Source organism: Levilactobacillus suantsaii (genome assembly GCF_004115745.1).
GTDB lineage: Bacteria > Bacillota > Bacilli > Lactobacillales > Lactobacillaceae > Levilactobacillus > Levilactobacillus suantsaii.
The window spans coordinates 1-1,319 of the sequence record NZ_QXIL01000058.1 but is presented as its reverse complement, the minus strand read 5'-3'; the positions used below and the strand labels follow the sequence as shown (position 1 = coordinate 1,319).

Below are 1,319 nucleotides of genomic sequence, written 5' to 3'. Positions count from 1 at the left end.
TGGCGATAGCCTGAAGGATACACCCGTTCCCATGCCGAACACGGAAGTTAAGCTTCAGCACGCCAATAGTAGTTGGGGGATCGCCCCCTGCGAGAATAGGACGTTGCCACGCAATGTTAGGAACCCAATCGGGTTCCTTTTTTTATATCATTTATTGGTATAGGAAGAAAAGGTCCAGAAAATTAAGTGAGGAAATAACCGGTAAAATGATGATTGCGTCATGTTATCACCGCTGTGCTGATTTATGCTATTTTAGGCCTACCTATTGTCAGCATAGAGATTTTCAGTAATAATAGAAAGAAATGCCGCTTTAGCTCAGAAGGTAGAGCGTTTCCATGGTAAGGAAGAGGTCGTTGGTTCAAATCCAATAAGCGGCTTATCAGCTGAAACTAGGCGTTTTTAGCTAAATGTAAAAGCCTGTCAGGTCAACATCTGACAGGCTTTTTGTTTTTGAATTGGTACTAGAAAGAACTAGAAGATAAAAAAACTTTGCGCAATCTTTGCACATTCAGTTTAAAGTTCCTATTGACAACTTTGAATTCATAGGAAGGCTTGTATAGTGTATCTAGCGAATCAATGATCTTTTGATCCGTACGTGACTTATACTCATCGATCATGTAAGCATATCGGTTGGCCGTTATAACAATGCTGCTGTGTCCAAGTCTTTTCGAGATAGCGTAAAGGTCAACGCCTTGCCCCAACAAATAAGCAACGTGGGTGTGACGGCATGAATGAAAGTGAAAGCCTTTAAGCGGGGAAACAATTTCCTTGAGTGCGTTCCTAAGCACCTTATTAATACCGGCTGATGTTGGAATTGTATCATTCTCAGCAAACACTAGTCCTCGAGGATTATCCTGTGGAAGTTCTTTAAGCACATCTAAGAGCCAATGGTTGGCTCGAATGGTGCGAAACGACCATTCATTCTTAACGTCTTCAAAATCCTGTGTCGACTCATTCCAAGAGTTTTTAACATCAATCATTCCAGTGTCAAAGTGAATGCTACTCCACTTGAGCCCTTCGACTTCCCCTGGACGCATTCCTGTATCTAGGGCAGTTAATATCATGTATTTACCTGTGAACTTAGGACGACGTGTTTTAAGCAAGTAAGCGCTTAGCTGCTTTAACTGCTTTTCGTTAAGGTATTGGATTTTACGTGTTCGATTTTTGTCGTAAACCATCGTCACGTTGTATGCGAAATCTTTCCCAAATTGCAAGAACAAATTAGCCACACGACAAATCCTATTAAATCAGTATTTTCATTAATATTCATATTTTATGGACTTAACTTAACCGGCGGAAGCAGCGGAGAAAAGCTCTTT

Annotated in this window: 1 protein-coding gene, 1 tRNA gene and 1 rRNA gene; 2 read left to right on the top strand and 1 reads right to left on the bottom strand. The window is 40.9% G+C overall.

The genetic code is table 11. The annotated features are described in order from the left end of the window. Window positions 1–112: ribosomal RNA gene (rrf, locus tag DXH47_RS11510) — 5S ribosomal RNA — on the top strand; the annotation flags it as partial. A gap of 192 nt (window positions 113–304) precedes the next feature. Then, window positions 305–377, top strand: a tRNA-Thr gene (locus DXH47_RS11505). Between the two features lie 84 nt (window positions 378–461). Here DXH47_RS11505 and DXH47_RS11500 read toward each other — a convergent pair. Further along, a complete protein-coding gene (locus DXH47_RS11500; RefSeq protein ID WP_225423585.1) occupies window positions 462–1,229 on the bottom strand; it encodes a site-specific integrase in 768 nt (255 codons plus the stop codon). Between the last annotated feature and the right edge of the window lie 90 nt (window positions 1,230–1,319).